Origin of the sequence: Polaribacter sp. WD7 (assembly GCF_003335085.1) — a bacterium.
Taxonomy (GTDB): Bacteria; Bacteroidota; Bacteroidia; order Flavobacteriales; family Flavobacteriaceae; genus Polaribacter.
On record NZ_QPEJ01000016.1, the window covers coordinates 265,011 to 282,254 of the forward strand.

Annotated in this window: 20 protein-coding genes; 5 read left to right on the top strand and 15 right to left on the bottom strand. The window is 31.1% G+C overall.

Going from position 1 to position 17,244, the window contains the following annotated elements:
* Window positions 1-18: 18 nt before the first annotated feature.
* The 7 genes from DUT90_RS05255 to hemA form a co-directional block, all read right to left on the bottom strand.
* Window positions 19-507: a DUF6973 domain-containing protein gene (locus DUT90_RS05255; RefSeq protein WP_408962303.1), complete on the bottom strand. Its 489-nt coding sequence runs from the start codon at window positions 505-507 to the stop codon at window positions 19-21.
* A 3-nt stretch (window positions 508-510) separates the two neighbouring features.
* Window positions 511-1,536 (bottom strand): uroporphyrinogen decarboxylase, encoded by a 1,026-nt coding sequence (gene hemE / locus DUT90_RS05260; protein WP_114426067.1) that lies wholly within the window; start codon window positions 1,534-1,536, stop codon window positions 511-513.
* Between the two features lie 45 nt (window positions 1,537-1,581).
* Window positions 1,582-1,833: a four helix bundle protein gene (locus tag DUT90_RS05265; protein WP_258848511.1), complete on the bottom strand. Its 252-nt coding sequence runs from the start codon at window positions 1,831-1,833 to the stop codon at window positions 1,582-1,584.
* A gap of 132 nt (window positions 1,834-1,965) precedes the next feature.
* A complete protein-coding gene (hemL, locus tag DUT90_RS05270) occupies window positions 1,966-3,258 on the bottom strand; it encodes a glutamate-1-semialdehyde 2,1-aminomutase (RefSeq protein WP_114426068.1) in 1,293 nt (430 codons plus the stop codon).
* Window positions 3,259-3,321: 63 nt separating this feature from the next.
* A complete protein-coding gene (hemB, locus tag DUT90_RS05275) occupies window positions 3,322-4,284 on the bottom strand; it encodes a porphobilinogen synthase (protein ID WP_114426070.1) in 963 nt (320 codons plus the stop codon).
* Window positions 4,285-4,288: 4 nt separating this feature from the next.
* Window positions 4,289-5,875 (bottom strand): hydroxymethylbilane synthase, encoded by a 1,587-nt coding sequence (gene hemC / locus DUT90_RS05280; RefSeq protein ID WP_114426072.1) that lies wholly within the window; start codon window positions 5,873-5,875, stop codon window positions 4,289-4,291.
* 6 nt (window positions 5,876-5,881) lie between these two features.
* Window positions 5,882-7,117 (bottom strand): glutamyl-tRNA reductase, encoded by a 1,236-nt coding sequence (gene hemA, locus DUT90_RS05285; protein ID WP_114426328.1) that lies wholly within the window; start codon window positions 7,115-7,117, stop codon window positions 5,882-5,884.
* 205 nt (window positions 7,118-7,322) lie between these two features.
* Here hemA and DUT90_RS05290 point away from each other — a divergent pair, with 205 nt between their 5' ends.
* Genes DUT90_RS05290 through DUT90_RS05300 form a run of 3 tightly spaced genes read left to right on the top strand, consistent with a single transcriptional unit; the run spans window position 7,323 to window position 9,793 of the window.
* Window positions 7,323-8,207, top strand: coding sequence for a helix-turn-helix transcriptional regulator (locus DUT90_RS05290; protein WP_114426074.1), 885 nt, complete (start codon window positions 7,323-7,325; stop codon window positions 8,205-8,207).
* 4 nt (window positions 8,208-8,211) lie between these two features.
* Window positions 8,212-9,135: a YfiM family protein gene (locus DUT90_RS05295; protein ID WP_258848501.1), complete on the top strand. Its 924-nt coding sequence runs from the start codon at window positions 8,212-8,214 to the stop codon at window positions 9,133-9,135.
* A 37-nt stretch (window positions 9,136-9,172) separates the two neighbouring features.
* Complete coding sequence (locus tag DUT90_RS05300) at window positions 9,173-9,793, top strand: peptidoglycan-binding protein LysM (protein WP_258848502.1); 621 nt, start codon at window positions 9,173-9,175, stop codon at window positions 9,791-9,793.
* Window positions 9,794-9,798: 5 nt separating this feature from the next.
* On the opposite strand, the gene DUT90_RS05305 is transcribed toward DUT90_RS05300, so the two are convergent.
* From DUT90_RS05305 to dnaA, 3 genes are all read right to left on the bottom strand, one after another.
* Window positions 9,799-10,503: an SAM-dependent methyltransferase gene (locus DUT90_RS05305; RefSeq protein ID WP_114426076.1), complete on the bottom strand. Its 705-nt coding sequence runs from the start codon at window positions 10,501-10,503 to the stop codon at window positions 9,799-9,801.
* 20 nt (window positions 10,504-10,523) lie between these two features.
* Window positions 10,524-10,973: a low molecular weight protein-tyrosine-phosphatase gene (locus DUT90_RS05310; protein WP_114426078.1), complete on the bottom strand. Its 450-nt coding sequence runs from the start codon at window positions 10,971-10,973 to the stop codon at window positions 10,524-10,526.
* Between the two features lie 106 nt (window positions 10,974-11,079).
* A complete protein-coding gene (dnaA, locus tag DUT90_RS05315) occupies window positions 11,080-12,507 on the bottom strand; it encodes a chromosomal replication initiator protein DnaA (protein ID WP_114426080.1) in 1,428 nt (475 codons plus the stop codon).
* A 172-nt stretch (window positions 12,508-12,679) separates the two neighbouring features.
* Here dnaA and DUT90_RS05320 point away from each other — a divergent pair, with 172 nt between their 5' ends.
* A complete protein-coding gene (locus tag DUT90_RS05320) occupies window positions 12,680-13,078 on the top strand; it encodes a thioesterase family protein (RefSeq protein WP_114426081.1) in 399 nt (132 codons plus the stop codon).
* Between the two features lie 6 nt (window positions 13,079-13,084).
* Here the strand turns inward: DUT90_RS05320 and DUT90_RS05325 are convergent, their stop codons facing one another.
* The 5 genes from DUT90_RS05325 to DUT90_RS05345 are packed head-to-tail and all read right to left on the bottom strand — an operon-like array spanning window position 13,085 to window position 16,695.
* On the bottom strand, window positions 13,085-13,693 hold the full coding sequence (locus tag DUT90_RS05325) for a YigZ family protein (protein ID WP_114426083.1): 609 nt from the start codon (window positions 13,691-13,693) through the stop codon (window positions 13,085-13,087).
* Window positions 13,694-13,695: 2 nt separating this feature from the next.
* Entirely contained in the window at window positions 13,696-14,559 is an 864-nt protein-coding gene (locus DUT90_RS05330) for a DMT family transporter (RefSeq protein WP_114426086.1), read from the bottom strand.
* Window positions 14,556-15,167, bottom strand: coding sequence for an HAD-IA family hydrolase (locus DUT90_RS05335; RefSeq protein WP_114426087.1), 612 nt, complete (start codon window positions 15,165-15,167; stop codon window positions 14,556-14,558). Before DUT90_RS05335 ends, DUT90_RS05330 begins: the two co-directional genes overlap by 4 nt.
* The gene (gene ribD / locus DUT90_RS05340; protein ID WP_408962304.1) at window positions 15,160-16,185 is read right to left on the bottom strand and encodes a bifunctional diaminohydroxyphosphoribosylaminopyrimidine deaminase/5-amino-6-(5-phosphoribosylamino)uracil reductase RibD; all 1,026 of its coding nucleotides are present in this window, start codon (window positions 16,183-16,185) and stop codon (window positions 15,160-15,162) included. Before ribD ends, DUT90_RS05335 begins: the two co-directional genes overlap by 8 nt.
* Window positions 16,186-16,236: 51 nt before the next feature.
* A complete protein-coding gene (locus DUT90_RS05345; protein WP_114426089.1) occupies window positions 16,237-16,695 on the bottom strand; it encodes an LEA type 2 family protein in 459 nt (152 codons plus the stop codon).
* A gap of 51 nt (window positions 16,696-16,746) precedes the next feature.
* Here DUT90_RS05345 and DUT90_RS05350 point away from each other — a divergent pair, with 51 nt between their 5' ends.
* Window positions 16,747-17,241 carry a GNAT family N-acetyltransferase gene (locus tag DUT90_RS05350; protein WP_114426091.1) on the top strand — a complete coding sequence of 165 codons (495 nt, stop codon included), beginning with the start codon at window positions 16,747-16,749 and terminating at the stop codon, window positions 17,239-17,241.
* Window positions 17,242-17,244 lie beyond the last annotated feature (3 nt).

Below are 17,244 nucleotides of genomic sequence, written 5' to 3' on the forward strand. Positions count from 1 at the left end.
TAATCTATTAAAATTAAGCTATTTTTCTAAATAAATAAGTTTATGAACTAACTTTTTAATTTCACTTTTTTTTGTGACTAAAATTGCATTTGAAAGCTCTTTTATTAAAAGTTCTACAATTGAGTTTACAGTTTCTTCTTTCCACGGTAAAAACTTGTTTCTTCCAAAAACATTGTTATGCAAATCCATCAAACGAGCCATTTCTTCATTTACAGAAAAATCTTCGTGCCAATCTGTAATTTTTTTGGTCCAATTTAATACAACTCTGTAATCTGTACTAAATTTTGCACACTGTTTTGCAATTAAAACATTCCATAAAGCATGACGAAAAGCGTTGGCTTTGTTATTTTTATCATGAATATCTGGAAATTTTTTTTGAGTTATTTTTAATGTGTAAAAAGTTGCTTTTATTGTTGCTAACATAAATATTGGATGCTTTACAAACCACACTATAACATGACTGAGAAGTTTATAGTTTAGGTTTTTAAGCATCCTGTAGAAAGACATCTTTTACGCTTTATACTCCTTTACGGCATCTACAAAAGCTTTTGCATTTTCTAGTGGGATGTTTGGTAAAATTCCATGACCTAAGTTTACAATGTATCTATCTTTTCCAAATTCATTAATCATTTGATGTACCATTCTTTTAATTTCGCTTGGTGGAGATAATAATCTTGATGGATCAAAATTACCTTGTAATGTAATGCTACCGCCAGACAAATAGCGGGCATTTCTTGCTGAACAGGTCCAATCTACACCTAATGCAGAAGCACCAGATTTTGACATTTCATTTAAAGCAAACCAACAACCTTTACCAAAAGCTATAACTGGGGCATCATCTTTTAAAGCGTTTATGATTTGTTGAATATATTGCCACGAAAACTCTTGATAATCTGTTGGTGATAACATTCCGCCCCAAGAATCAAAAATTTGAACAGCATTAACACCAGCTACTACTTTTGCTTTTAAATAAGCAATAGTAGTATCTGTAATTTTTTGCAATAAACTGTGCGCAACAATAGGATTTGTAAAACACAACTCCTTAGCTTTATCAAAGTTTTTTGAGCCTTGACCTTGTACACAGTAGCACAAAATTGTCCAAGGTGAGCCAGCAAAACCAATTAACGGAATTTCATCATTTAGTTTTTCTTTCGTTGCTTTTATAGCATCCATAACATAGCCCAAAGAATCTTGAATATCTGGAACAATTACCGAATCTAAATCTTTTTGATTGCGAATTGGGTTTGGCAAATAAGGTCCAAAATTAGGTTTCATTTCTACCTCTATATTCATCGCTTGAGGAATGACTAAAATATCTGAAAACAAAATAGCAGCATCCATACCGTATCTTCGAATAGGCTGAACCGTAATTTCTGAGGCCAACTCTGGAGTTTGACAACGTGTAAAGAAATCGTATTTCTTTTTGATTTCCATAAATTCTGGCAAATAACGTCCTGCTTGACGCATCATCCAAACCGGAGGTCTATCTACAGTTTCTCCTTTAAGTGCTCTTAAAAATAAATCGTTTTTTATCATCTTATAGCTTTTGGCTATTAGCTTCTAGCTTTTAGCTATAGGCTTTTAGCTATTTTTTATCGTTTTGATTAATCCGTTTATCATTTTACCTTCTTTAGCAATTAATTCAAAAATACTATTTAATTCTTCAGGATTTATTAATCCTAATTCTTGAATAATTATTAATTGAGTTTCAACTTCAAAAAGAGAACCCATGGCAATTTCTAAAAATCTTTTAAATTCAATTTCGCTATTTCTACTACAACCTTCTGCTATATTTGATTGAATAGAAACTGCTGCTCTATTAATTTGGCTAATTAATCCAAATTTTTAGTTTGAAGGAAGTTTTTGAGATAACCCATAAATTTCTTTAACAATGCTTATTCCTTGTAACCAAATATTTAGATCTTTAAAATTTCTCATAACTTACCAAGAGCTAAAAGCAAAAGGCTAAAAGCTATTTGCCACTTTTCCTATTGCTTTATCAACAGCATTAGAGAAAACCTGAATATCTTTTTCTGTAATTTCCGAATTTAAAAACCATGCTTCAAACTGAGATGGAGGTAAAAACACCCCATTTTTTATCATCTCCCAAAAGAAAACAGCAAACTTCTCTGTATCAGAACTTTGTGCTTCTTCAAAATTTGTAACCTTTATGTTTGTAAAAAATGGATTTATCATAGACCCAAACCTATTAACCGATAAATCAACATTATATTTTTTCGCAGTTTCAAGTAATATCACTTCTATAATTGCTCCTATTTCTTCAAACTTATCATAAGGATTTTGTTTTTTCAACTCGGTTAAAGTTGCAATTCCTCCGGCCATAGCAATCGGATTTCCAGATAAGGTGCCTGCTTGATACATTCCTCCCAATGGTGCAACATTTTCCATAATTTCATTTCTTGCTCCGTAAGCCCCCACAGGGAAACCTCCTCCAATAACTTTACCTAAACAAGTAATGTCCGCAACAACACCTAGTTTTTCTTGCGCTCCACCAAAGGTAGATCTAAAACCGGTCATTACTTCATCTGCTATTAAAAGAGCATTATTGTTTTGCACTAATTCTTGTAACTCTTTTAAAAAGTTGTTTTGAGGTACAACTACCCCCATGTTGCCTCCTATTGGTTCTATAATTACACCTGCAATATCGTCGTACTTTTCAAAATGCGCTTTTACACTTTCTAAGTTATTGTATTCTGCAATTAATGTGTTTTTTACAGCGCCTTCTGGCACCCCTTTAGAACCAGGTAAACTTAACGTTGCCAAACCAGAACCTGCTGCAACTAATAATGCATCTTGATGCCCATGATAACAGCCTGAAAACTTGATAATTTTGTCTTTTCCTGTATATGCTCTTGCAAGACGAATTCCGCTTAAAACAGCCTCTGTACCAGAATTTACAAAACGCACTTTATCCATTTCTGGAAACGCATCACAAACTATTTTTGCTAATTTTATTTCGGCTGCTGTAGATGCTCCAAAAGAATAGCCTTTTTTTAATGCTTTCTTTGCAGCTTTTTCTACTTTTTTATGTCTGTGCCCTAAAATCATTGGCCCGTATGAAACTACTAGATCTAAATATTCATTTCCATCAACATCATAGATTTTACTTCCTTTAGCTTTTTCTATGAATAGCGGATTTCCACCAACAGAGGCAAAAGCTCTTACTGGAGAATTTACAGCGCCAACAAGATTTTTTAATCCTTTTTTATATAATTTTTCTGATTTTTTGAACTTCATTTTATAGCTTTTTGCAATTAGCTTTTAGCCATTAGCAGATTGCTAACAGCAAACTGCTAAATGCTATTTGTTTAAAATTTTCGCTGCTTCTTTGGCAAAATAGGTAATGATAATATCTGCACCTGCTCTTTTCATAGATAGTAAACTCTCCATCATCACTTTTTCTCCATCAATCCAACCTTTTTGGGCAGCAGCCTTTACCATTGCATACTCACCACTTACATTATAACATGCAATAGGTCTGTCAAAATTATTTTTTAAATCTCTTATAATATCTAAATAAGACAATGCTGGCTTTACCATTAAAATGTCTGCGCCTTCTTGATCATCAAAAGTAGCTTCTCGCATACCTTCATCTCTATTTGAGGGATCCATTTGATAGGTTCTTCTATCTCCAAAAGTAGGTGCAGAGTCTGCGGCATCTCTAAACGGACCGTAAAAAGCCGATGCGTATTTTACAGAATAGGCCATTATAGGCAAATTTGTATATCCTGTATTATCTAAAGATTGGCGAATCATATCTATAGTACCGTCCATCATTCCTGACGGCGCCACCATATCTACCCCTGCTTTAGCGTGAGAAATTACTTGTTTTGCAATATTTACAAGAGTAGCATCATTATTTACATCATTGTTATGTATAATTCCGCAATGTCCATGAGATGTGTATTCACAAAAGCAAACATCAGTAATTACATATAAACTAGGATAATTTTTCTTGATAAAACGAATTGCTTGTTGCATTATTCCATTATCATTCCAAGTTTCTGTTCCTTCATCATCTTTCTTGGAAGGAATTCCAAAAAGTAAAACTGCGGGTATATTAAGTTGGGTAACCTCATCTAATTCTTCAGAAATTCTATCCAAGGAAAAACGATGAATACCAGGCATAGAAACAATTTCTGTTTTAATATTTTCTCCTTCTTCTATAAATAAAGGATAAATAAAATCATCTACAGATAACTTTGTTTCTTTAACTAATCTTCTTATTCCTTCTGATGTTCTGAGTCTTCTTGTTCTAAACATTTTTTTATGAACTAAAATGATTCTTAACCAATTCTAAAACACTTTCTACATTTGGCATTGTGGCAACTTCTACATTTTTAAAGTGTTTTTTTGCCTCTTTAGCTGTGGTCTCTCCAATGCAAAACGCAGTCTTATTTGCAATATTTTCTTTTAAATAACTTTCTATTCCTGATGGACTATAAAATAAAACACCAGAAACAGCCTCCTCTATTTTTACAGGACTTAACATTGTTTTATAGGCTTCTACCTCGTTTACAACAATATCAAAATCATTTAAATATGCAGGCAAAATATCTAACCTAATTCCGCTACAGAAGTAAGTAACTTCCTTTACCTTAGCTTCTTTATGTAAAAATTCTGCTAATTTTTTAGCATTTCTGGCTACATGAGCAACTTTACCTATTCTATTTTCAATTAATTTTTTTGTTCTTCTACCAACACAATAGATGTTTTTAAACTTAATTTCATCCTTAGCAAAAGAATGTAAGATGGCTTCTACACCGTTTTGACTTGTAATAACAACATTTTCAATTTCATTTTTCATCACTTTTGGTGAAATTCTATTGAATCTTATTTTAATAAAGTCGCTATCTTGAATACCTATAGTATGAGGCAAACTTTTTTTCTGAGCTTCAGATAATTTTTTGGTAGAATATATTGTGTGTTGTATTAAAGAAACATATTCATCTTCTAACATCAATTCTTTTCCTCCTCTATTGATTACATAATCTGCACAATCTTTGGCTAAAAAACGATGACGCCCCATTTTAGCGGTTTTGGTAACTGTAATTTTTTTAGAACCATCTCTTTTTAGCAATACCCCTTTAAAATTAATTTCTTCAGTTTTTTCATCTACATAAGCCAACGCTCCAATTGGTGCAGTACAACCTCCTTCTAATTTATTTAAAAAATCGCGTTCTATACCAACACAAACCTGAGTTTCGTAATGGTTTAGTTGTTCGCAAGCATCTTTTACAAAGTCATCTTTTTCTAAACAAGCAATCATAATAACACCTTGTGCAGGAGCAGGAATCATCCAACTTAAAGAAATGGCTCCTTTTGGTCTTATTCCTATCCTTTCTAAACCTGCAGCAGCAAATACAGCTCCGTTCCAATCGTTATCTTCTAGTTTTTGAAGTCGTGTATTTACATTACCTCTTAAATCTACAACTTTATGAGTTGGGTAACGGTTTAACCACATTGCCTTTCTACGTAAACTACCTGTTGCAATAACTCCGTTTGGTTGTCCAAAAAACTCTTCTGTATCTTTTAAAACAAGAATATCATTATAGTTAGCACGCTTTAAAACAGCTGCTTGAATTATACCTTCTGGCAAAACAGTTGGTACGTCTTTCAAAGAATGTACAGCTATGTCTATATCTCCATTTAACATAGCAATATCTAAATTTTTTGTGAAAATTCCAGTAATCCCTAATTCGTACAATGGTTTATCTAGTACGATATCTCCTGTAGATTTTATAGGAACTATTACAGAATCATACCCCAATTCTGTCAATTCTTTACGTACTTTGTTTGCTTGCCAAAGCGCTAATTGGCTATCGCGAGTTCCTATTCTAATAGTTTTTTGCATCTTTTATTAAGATTGAAATACCTTATTAATTACTTGAAGGCTTTGTGAAACAGATGTTTCTTCATCTTTAAGATGCTTCACAAATTGTGTAGTTATTTTTTGAATAAAACGAGACGCTAACAACTCTGCTTGATGTTCATCAAAATTTGCTATTTTTTTCTTTTGAAAATTAATCTCGTCGTTTTTTATAGTTTCTAAAGATTTTTTTAACGCTGTAATTGTAGGTGTAAATCTTCTTTGGTTTAGCCAATTGTTAAATTCTGACTTGTGGGTTTCTATGATTGATTCTGCCACAGGAACTTCTTGCTGACGAATGGCTAATGTTTCGTCTGTTATTTTTGACAGTTCATCTACATTAATTAAGGTAACACCTTTATAATTTGAAACATCTTTTGCTACATTTTCTGGCATAGACAAGTCTAAAACCAACAGCTCTCTATTTTCTGCAACATGCGTTTTGGTAATCGTTGGTTTTTCTGCACCCGTAGAAACAATAAGAACATCTGCTTTTGCTACTTCCTCAGACAAGTTTTCAAATAATGCTTTTCGTATAGAAGCATGTTCTTTAACAAACTCAGTTGCTTTTTCTTCAGTTCTATTAATTAGGCAAATTTGTTTGTTTTGTGTATATTCTGCTAAATTTTTACACGTATGTTTCCCCATTTTACCCAAGCCAAAAACCAAAATATTTTTTGAGTTATAATCTGGCAAATTCTTTATAATGTATTGCACCGCAGCGTATGAAACTGAAGTTGTGCCTGAACTTAACTTAGTTTCATTTTTAACACGCTTACTAGCTTGTAAAACAGAATTAATCAACCTTTCTAAATACCCGTTGGTGGTAGCCAAGGTTTTTGCCATTTTAAAAGATTGCCTTAGCTGACCTACAATTTCATAATCTCCTAGAATTTGACTTTCTAAACCAGTACCAATTCTAAACAATTGCTGTATAGCTTCTTGATTTGTATATATATTAGAGACTTTTGCAAACTCCTCTATTGTTCCTTCAGAAAATTCGCAAAGCAATTCGATTAACTGACAAGGTCTTTGTGCAAAACCTGAAATCTCAGTTCTGTTACAGGTAGATAAAACTAAAACTCCTTGAAACCCTTTTTCTTTTGCAGAAACTAACAATGCTTTTTGATTTTCTTTAGATAAAGAAAACTTACCGCGTGTTTTAGCGTCAGCTTTTTTATAACTAACTCCTATATTGTAAAAGTGCTCTTGCTTTGCCTCTTGCATGTTTTTGTAAAAGTTGGTCAAAAGTAAAAAGTTCAATTTAAAAAAAATGTCGCTTAAAGTACTTTTTATAACGTTATATGTTTTTTGAATGATTTTTAACAAAAATAATTACAAAAAAGCTTATTTTTGTAATGATTTCAAGGTTTTACAAGTTATTTATATAGAATCATTCTAAATAAAAATAATCTATTTAAGCTCATATTTTATGTTTAAAAATGTCGGAGAAAGTACTTTAGATGAAATTGTATTAGAAGATGGTTTTTATGTGCTTCATTTTCAGAATGAAAGCAAAGATGTTCAAATTTTTGAAAGACCCATAAATAGTACTTTTATTCAAATTCATTTTTGTTTACGAGGAAACTCTAAATTTCTTTTTAACGATAGCACATATGCTTTTGATGTATTAGATAACAGATCTATCTTACTGTACAACCCACAAAGAACACTACCTATTCACCTAGAAATTCAACCAAAAACAACGCTTGTTTCGTTGTTAATTTCTATTGAAAAATTTCACTCACTTTTCTCAAAAGAATCAGGTTATATCCCTTTTTTAAGTGATGAAAATAGCAATCGAAAATATTATGACGACACAGAAATAAAACCAACTGTTTCTATTGTGTTACAACAAATAATTGGTTCTAACGTTAATAGTTCTATCAGAAAACTATATGTAAAAGGTAAGGTATACGAATTATTAAGTTTACACTTTCAAAAGGGTGAAAATGTTGAAGGAGAATATTGTCCCTTTTTAGTTGATGAACAAAATGTTATTAAAATACGTAAAGCTAAAGAGATCATTATAGACAGAATGTCTGAACCCCCAAGTTTACAAGATTTAGCTAATGAAATTGGATTGAATATCAAAAAACTTAAAGAAGGTTTTAAACAAATTTATGGAGACACAGTTTATAGCTTTTTGTTTGACTATAAAATGGAACACGCTAGAAGACTTTTAGAAAGCAACCAATATAATGTTAATGAAGTTGGAATAAAAGTAGGCTACAGTACTTCTAGTCACTTTATTGCTGCTTTTAAAAAGAAGTTTGGTACTACACCAAAGAAATACATCATGAGTTTTAATAATTAATAGTGTGAATACAGTAAAGATTATTTTTTACAAACTAGAAATTTCATTTTTGCTTCTAGCTTTACTATTCTCTATCAACACAAATGCTCAGAGTTCTTCTTTTTTTAAAAAATCAGATACACTTAATACTAATAGAAGAAACGCAGTAGTAATAAGCAAAAGTGTGATAACTGGAGGCACTCTACTTGCCTTAAATGAACTTTGGTATAAAGGTTATCCTAGATCTAACTTTCACTTTATAAACGATAATAATGATTGGAAACAAATGGATAAAATAGGCCATTTTATGACATCTTATTATTTAGGAAAAATAGGAATGGACGCTTTAGACTGGGCTGGAGTTTCTAAAAAAAATCAATTAATTTACGGAGCAACTTATGGTTTCGCTTTTTTAACTGCTGTAGAAGTTTTAGATGGTTTTTCTAAACAATGGGGAGCGTCACCTGGAGATATTCTAGCGAATGCAGCCGGAAGTGCTTTGCTTATTGGCCAAGAACTACTATGGAATGAGCAACGTATTATAGTGAAGTATTCTTTTCATCAAACTAGATTTGCTAGACAAAGACCCGAAACCTTAGGTGAAAATTATATACAACAAGCCCTAAAAGATTATAATGGACAAACATATTGGCTTTCTACTAACGTTTGGTCTTTTAACAAAGAAGGTAACTTTCCTAAATGGCTAAATATTGCTCTTGGCTATGGAGCAGAAGGAATGCTATTTGGAAACAATAATGCGCAGAATTCTACCCTCCAAAATCCATACAGACAGTTTTATTTAAGCTTCGATATCGATTTAGTTAAAATTCCAACAAAATCAAAACTACTTAAATCCGTCTTTTCTGTTATTAATTTTATAAAGATTCCAGCTCCAACGCTAGAAATTAACACTAAAAACGGCATAAAATTTCATTATTTGTATTTTTAGTAAAATTTAACATACTGATAATCAGTAGAAACTATTTTTGACACTACATTTGCACCCGCAAAACAGAAAGATTATATATATCAAAAAATATTTCGTTTTATGCATTTTGTTTTTAGGGTTTATCAATGCTACTTCTATTGATAATAAAACAAGTGTATTAGATAAAGTTTATCTTCCAAAGAACATTGATTACAACATTCCTTATTTACAAAAAGATTTTGTAGGCTTTAAAGAAGCTTTAGCTTTTAAAGAGTCGCAAGGAAAATATACAGTAGTAAACACCTTAGGTTATTTAGGAAAATACCAGTTTGGCAAAACCACATTACATAGATTTGGCATTAACAATTCTCAAGCATTTTTACAAAACCCAGAATTACAAGAGCGTGCTTTTTTAGCTTTATGCAAAGTAAATAAATGGATATTAAGAAAGGATATTAGACGCTCTGTTGGAAAAACCATTAATGGTATTAAAATTACCGAATCTGGTATTTTAGCTGCGGCTCATTTAAGTGGAGCTGGAAACGTAAAAAAATTCTTACGAAGCAATGGAGATATTCGTTTTTCTGATGCTTATGGAGCTTCAATTCAATTGTATTTGAAGAAATTTGGAGGCTACAATGTGTCTAATATAATAGCTAATAGAAAAGCTAATGTCTAAATTATTTATTTCTGAATAATAAAAATTGCTGGTTTTTTATGTAAATCTGGCTGTTGATACTTCCAGTCCTTTATCATCATTGTTTTAATAAATTCTGTAGGTAATGTAATGTCTGCTGCAATACATAAATTGGTTGTTGGCAGTAAGGTAGACTTTAAATCGTTAAACATTTTCTCATTCCTGTAAGGAGTTTCTATAAAAATTTGTGATTGATTTTTATCTTTAGAAAGCCTCTCTAAATCTTTAATAGCTCTTTTTCTATCTCCTTTATCAATGGGCAAATATCCGTTAAAAGCAAAATTTTGCCCATTCATACCAGAACTCATCATTGCCATCAAAATAGAACTTGGACCAACTAAAGGAACCACTTGAATATTGTTTTGATGTGCTAATTTTACAATAGAAGCTCCAGGATCTGCAACTGCAGGGACACCTGCTTCAGAAAGTAAACCTATATTCACCCCTTCTCTACAAGCATCTAAATATTTTCTAGTCTCTAACTCTTCTGCATATTTATCTAACAACATAAGCCGTAGTGAAGGTTGCGATTTTTTTGGCGAAATTTTTTTTATAAAGCGTCTTGCAGATTTTTCATTTTCAACAATGTAATAGTCAATTTCTTCTACTACTTTTTTTACAGACAAAGGCATAACCTCTAAAGGTTCTGTTTCTCCTAAAGTTGTGGGAATTAAATAAAGTTTACCTAACATTTTATTTGATTTAAGAGAATTTATAATTTACTTGCTATAATTTCACAAGCTTTGTCTAACATTTGGTATACATTTTGAAAACCTTCATTACCTCCATAATAGGGGTCAGGAACATTATCATTCATCTCAGGATGAGTTTCATTTAAAATAAGTTTAACCTTTATCTCATCTTCTTTTGACCTGGCTAATGATTTGATATTTTTATAATTACTCTGATCCATTGCATAAATTACATCAAAATTATCAAAATCTTGCTCTGTAAATTTTCTAGCCCTTTGATTCCTAATATTTATACCATGTTTGGCTGCAATTTGAATAGAACGTTTATCAGGTAAATTGCCAACATGATAAGCTGCTGTACCCGCAGAATCTACATAAACCAAATCAGAATCAACTTTTGATGTCAAAATTCCTTCCGCTAATGGAGAACGACAAATATTACCTAAACACACCATTAAGATTTTTTGCATGTTATTTTTTGTTAAAAATAAGAAACTATTTTTATAGAGAGCGGAGTCTGCATAAATATATTATGAAGACTTTTTTGATGAGGAAAAACGAATACTAAACTCTTATCTAAAAAGTTAACTTTTTAGTCAAGTCATCTACATATTTTCTAAATTGCTTATCAGTTTCAGTAAGATTATCTACAGTTTTACATGCATGTAATACGGTTGCATGATCTCTCTGACCTATTTGATTTCCAATACTGGCCAATGAGGTTTTAGTTAATCTTTTTGCGAAATACATTGCCAACTGTCTTGCTTGTACAATATGCCTTTTACGAGTCTTTGATTGTAAAGTAGCTACATCCATATCAAAATACTTAGAAACTTCTTTTTGAATGTAATCTATAGAAACCTCCTTTTTTGTGTTTTTTACAAATTTATCTACAATTTGTTTTGCCAATTCAATAGAAAATTCTTTTCTATTGAATGAGGCCTGAGCAATCATAGAAATGATAACACCTTCTAATTCTCTAACGTTAGATTTTATGTTTTTAGCAATATATTCTACAATCTCTTTAGGCATTTCTACTCCATCTCTGAACAATTTATTCTCTAAAATAGAAATTCGCGTCTCGTAATCTGGCGCTTGTAATTCTGCAGACAATCCCCATTTAAAACGAGACAACAAACGTTGCTCTATATCTTGCATATCAACAGGTGCCTTGTCTGAAGTTAAAATTACCTGTTTCCCATTTTGATGCAAATGATTAAAAATATGAAAAAAGACATCTTGCGTACCTGCCTTACCTGATAAAAATTGCACATCATCTATAATAAGTACATCTATCATTTGATAGAAATGAATAAAGTCGTTTCTAGTGTTAGACTTGACAGAATCTATAAACTGCTGCGTAAATTTTTCTGAAGAAATATATAACACTGTTTTATCTGGATATTTGTCTTTGATATCTACACCTATCGCATGCCCCAAATGTGTTTTACCTAAACCTACTCCACCATAAATTAATAAAGGATTGAATGATGTTCCTCCAGGTTTATTAGCTACTGCCATACCTGCTGAACGTGCCAACCTATTAGAATCTCCTTCTATAAAGTTTGCAAAACTATAATTAGGGTTTAATTGAGATTCTATTTTTACTTTTTGTAACCCAGGGATTATAAAAGGATTTCTTAACTCTCTTTTGTTAGATTCTAAAGAAACGGTAACTTTTTGAGGTTTTAAAGGATCTCTATTTGAACTAGGAATTTTTACAATTTGCGGTCTAGTACTGCTATAATTGTTTTCCATTTTTACATCGTAAATCAATTTAGCATCATTACCCAATTGTCTTACTAATGCAACTCTTAATAATTTAATATAATGTTCTTCTAACCATTCGTAAAAAAATTTACTTGGCACCTGTATTGTTAATGCTTCTCCTGACAGTTTTACCGGTTTAATTGGTACAAACCATGTTTTATATGCTTGAGGCTTTATGTTATCTTTTATAAAAGATAGGCATTCCATCCAAACTGAGTCAGCAGTTATAGTCATTTAGGTAATGTAGATTATTTTTTTGGTTAATATATTGGTTACAAAGGGATTTTGTATCTTTTCTTAAGCCCTACAAAAATGTGAATAAAATTCAGTAAAAAAAAATGAATTTGCTATTGATTATTAACTTTTTTTTACGTAAAATAAACAGCTTAAATTTCAAATAAAAATATTGAAAACTTTTTTTACAAAAACCAGAATACGCTATTCTGAAACTGATCAAATGGGCGTTGTTTATCATGGTAACTACGCTCAATTTTTTGAATTAGGACGAACTGAATGGTTACGATTCTTAGGAGTTACATACAAAGATATGGAAATCAACGGAATAATGCTACCTGTTATTTCTTTAAAATGTAATTTTATAAAATCTGCTCTGTACGATGATATATTGACCATAAAAACAGTACTTAAGAAAAAACCAATGGTAAAAATTGAATTTGATTATGAAATTTTTAATCAGAATAGTGATTTGCTTTGTACTGGAAACACTGTTTTGGCATTTATGGACAGTAAAACAATGAAGCCCAGAAGATGTCCTGATTATTTACTAAATAGCTTAGAATTTTAGATGCTTCTATTCAATAATTTTTATTACAACTTTATATAGATCATCAAAAACAGTAAAAATTGTAGATGCCTCTTTTTTTCTAACAGAAATAAAGTATTCACAATCCATTTCTAAATTTTGACGAATAATTTTGATGTTTTTTTCTTTTATGATTCTTTGCACAGTATTCATCAAATCATACTCAAATTTTAACTTGAATTGTACATCAATTGTTTTTATTATGATTTCTGAAGTTCCTAAAGTTATTTGTGCAGATGTTTTATAGGCAGTAATTAAACCACCAACCCCTAATTTGATTCCACCAAAATAACGGACCGAAACCACTAATACATTAGTTACTTCAAAAGACTGAATTTGCCCATAAATAGGTAAACCTGCAGAATTATTAGGCTCCCCATCATCATTTGCCCTAAATTTTAGTTGTTCTATTCCTATTTGATACGCGTAACAAAAATGACGTGCAGCATGGTGTTGTTTTCTTAAATTTTCTAAGCAATCTTTTACGTCTTGCTCAGTATATACAGGAAACGCGTATCCGAAAAATTTACTACCTTTTTCTTTAAAGAGTGTTTCTTCGGATGGTTTAGCTATGGTTTTATAAACATCTTTAATCATAATTAAGCTATAGTAACTAACACGATTCCTATAATTGCCAAAAAGACACCAATTTTATTTTTTAAACTAAATTGTTCTTTAAATAAAATCAACCCTACTAGCGTAGATAAAATTACGATACCCACATTATTCACCGTAAACAAAACAGAGCTTTCAAAGTTTTTATTCTGTAAAGCTTTAATTAAAAAAACGATAGAATAATAGTTAGGAATTCCTAACACCACACCTGCAACAATATTTTTTGCTCCAAAAGGAGTAGTTTTTTTGATTGATTTTACGCCAAGAATTATCAATCCAAAAACAGCGGCAATAGCAAACACACTTCCAGAAAATAAGGCTACTTCATTTTCTGGTACATAATTTACTTCTACATATTTTAAAGTTGTGTCTATAGCACCTGAACCAAAAAAAAGCAACACAGGAAATAATAACCCTGCTTTTTGGGCATTACTTTTACCTTCTTTAAGAGAGGCTAAATAAACAGCTAGTAGCGCAATAGTAATACCTACAATTTTTAAAAAAGTAACAGATTCACCATACAAAAAAACTCCAAAAAACACAGGAATAACAACAGACATTTTACCCGCTATAGAAGCTACAGAAACTCCGTTTTTTTGAGCAGTCATTGCCATAACAAAAAAGATAGCAACGAAGAGCGCTCCTAAAAAAAACGCTCCATAAATCCAAGGTTGATGTAGTATTTCTGTAATAGAAATTGCATTTTCATAGGATAAAAAACCAAAAGAAAATGCTATTATATAATTGACCACTATGGCTTTTAAAACATCTATCTTATAAATACCAAAATATTTAAAAATAACAAATAAACCAGTTGAAATACTAATACTTAATAAAAGATATATCAAAATAAATCTGCTTTTTTAGTGTACAACTCTGTAACATCTTCTGTACCTGGTTTTAGATTCCAAACGTGAATTCCTAAAGTACTAGCTGCATCTGTATTTACTTTTGTATCATCTATAAATAACGTTTCTGAGGCAAGTAAGTTATTTTGTTGGAGTACAAATTGGTAAATATCTAAGTTGGGTTTTCTAAAGTGAATTTCATGAGATAGATAAAACTTTTCGTAACAATCTTTAAATTCTTGATACAACTTTTGCCCCCAGTTTTTTTGAATCCAAGAGATATGCAAGTCGTTGGTGTTACTCAAAAGAAAAAGTCTGTATTTTTTACTTTTAAACAATTCTTTTAAAAACGCTAACCTTTGCAAAGGGAAATCTAACAGAATAGAATTCCAAGCTTTCATAAATTTTTCTGGGGAAATATTGTTTTTTACTACAAAGAATTTGGCTATTTCTTCTGTAGAAATTAGACCCATTTCGTATTGATCTAAAACGAATTTTACTTCTTTATTTTCTTCAGAAATACCCAATAGTCGCATTTCTAAAGCAAATCTTTTTTTATCTAAATTGATAAAAATATCTCCAAAATCGAAAATGATATTTTTAATCATTCATATATATTTTTAAAACATCATTTTTGATGTAAATTTGTTTTTTTAGATTTTTCTTTAAAACAGGAGCATTAATTCCTTTTTCAAAAGAAATATCACCTATAAAAACCCTGGCTTCATCCCAAAGATTTTCATCAATAAATGTTTGTAAGGTTTGGGTACCACCTTCTATGATTACAGATTGAATTTTGTGGCCATGTAACTTACGACAAATTTGAGATGCTATTGCGTTTGAAAAATCGATAGCTTCAAAAACAAGGCTAGTATTATCTGTTTCATTTTTACTTATAGCTAAGTTTTCTTGTAGTTTCTTTTGTTTTTCGATAGCATAAAACACAATAGTTTTTACAGCACCATCAAAAACATTAGCTTCTTTTGGTAGTCTAAGATTTTTATCTAACACAATTCTAATAGGGTTCTGCCCAGACCAAGTTCTTACCGTTAGGTTTGGGTTGTCTGCCAACACAGTATTTGTTCCTACTAAAATAGCATGCTCTTCCGCTCTCCATTTATGTACCAATTGCTTAGAGTATGTGTTAGAAATCCAAACTGGCTGTTGTTTATTTTTGGTTAACGGAGCTACAAACCTATCTTTGGTTTCTGCCCATTTTAAAATGATGTAAGGACGTTTTTGCTCTTGATTTGTAAAAAAACGTTTATGATGTCTTCTACATTCGTCTTCTAAAACACCTACAACTACTTGAACTCCTGCTTTTTCTAGTCTTTCTATTCCCTTTCCAGAAACCAAACTATTGGTGTCTACACAACCTATAACTACCTTTTTAAGTTGGTGTTTTACAATTAAGTCTGCACAAGGTGGTGTTTTTCCAAAATGAGCACATGGCTCTAAAGTAACGTAAATAGTTGCTTCCTTTAAAAGTGATTTATCTTGTACAGAGGCTATTGCATTTACCTCTGCATGACTTTGCCCGTAAACAGAAGTAAAACCCGCTCCAATAATCACATCATTATATACAATTACAGCACCTACAGAAGGATTAGGGCGTGCTGTACCCATACCTTTTTTAGCTATTTGCAAACATCTTTTTATATAGGTTTCGTGTTTCAATTATAATTTTATTTCTTGTATATGATTCACTACAAAATCTCTTTTAAATACCAAATATCGGTATTCTAAATTTCCTTTAAATTGTACTTTAACAGATTTATTTAAAACAGCATTTAACAATCCTCCTAAAATTCCGTTTTTATTGTTTTCAAAAATACGTTTAGTAGGAATTATAACATATAAAGGCATTATAAATTCTTTTCTGGCAGGGACATTAAATTTGCTCGAAGATACTTGAGCCACTTCTGCATCATTGACAATTACCTTAATATCATCTGTAGTTATATTGCCACCAACATCATTAGGATTTTTAAAAAATGCTTCTGCTTTTAAACGAATTGTGTCAGATACTGCTGATATTACTTTTATATTATCAACCTTTAAAAAAATAGGTTGTTTATTTACTGAACAGCCAGAAATCAGTATAACTAAAAGGACAAAATATACGTGTTTTTTCATCTAAAATGTTTAAAAATTGGGTAAATTGCTCTTGCAAAAATAAGGGAATAAATGACAACAAAAGATTTTATAATCAGAGAAATTGAACCTAAAGATAATGCTCAAATTGCTACAGTTATTAGAAACGTTATTGTAGAAATGGGTGCCCCAAAAGTAGGAACAGCTTATGAAGATAAAGCTACTGATATGATGTTTGAAACCTACCAAAAACCCAAAGCCACTTATTTTGTTGTAGAACACGCTAATACCATTGTTGGTGGTGCAGGAATTGCACATTTAGACCAATATGACGGAAACGTTTGCGAATTACAAAAAATGTATTTTTTACCCATTGCCAGAGGAAAAGGCTTGGGTGCTCAATTGATTACTATCTGCTTAAAAAAAGCAAAAACCTTCGGTTTTGAAAGTTGTTACTTAGAAACGTTACCTTACATGGAAGCTGCTGTTAAACTCTATCAAAAAAATGGTTTTATCAATTTAAACAAACCCATGGGCAATACAGCACATTACAACTGTAATGTTTGGATGATTAAACAAATAAACTAAAGG